Source organism: Streptomyces sp. PKU-EA00015, assembly GCF_013387495.1.
Lineage (GTDB): Bacteria > Actinomycetota > Actinomycetes > Streptomycetales > Streptomycetaceae > Streptomyces.
Window position 1 is genome coordinate 1 of record NZ_JABZEE010000156.1, and the last position, 364, is coordinate 364.

Annotated in this window: 1 protein-coding gene and 1 pseudogene; both read right to left on the reverse strand. The window is 66.8% G+C overall.

What is annotated here, in order from left to right; all coding sequences use genetic code 11:
* Positions 1-137: pseudogene (locus tag HW130_RS35320) on the reverse strand (phosphoribosylformylglycinamidine synthase subunit PurQ); the annotation flags it as partial.
* Positions 134-364 (reverse strand): phosphoribosylformylglycinamidine synthase subunit PurS (gene purS / locus HW130_RS35325; RefSeq protein WP_218184338.1); only part of this gene is annotated, 231 nt, incomplete at its 5' end. The gene purS and the pseudogene HW130_RS35320, both read right to left, overlap by 4 nt.

The window sequence follows — 364 nt, forward strand, 5'->3', positions numbered from 1 at the left end:
ACCGCGTCGACCTGCTTGAGGTCCTTGTCACGGTGCCACAGCGAGACCGGCTCGGCACCCGCGAGGCGCACAGCACGCAACGCGTCCCGGTCGTCGAGCGTCCCCGGGAAGGTGACGACTCCGATACGAGCGGTCACGACTCCACCTTCACGACGAAGTCCTCGATGACAGTGTTGGCGAGGAACGTCTCGGCCATCTCATGGATGCGGGCCAGGGCGGCGTCGTCGACCGGCCCGTCCACCTCCAGCTCGAAACGCTTTCCCTGACGGACATCCGCGATCCCCTTGAATCCCAGCCGGGGCAGTGCACGCTGCACCGCCTGTCCCTGGGGGTCGAGGATCTCGGGCTTGAGCATGACGTCGAC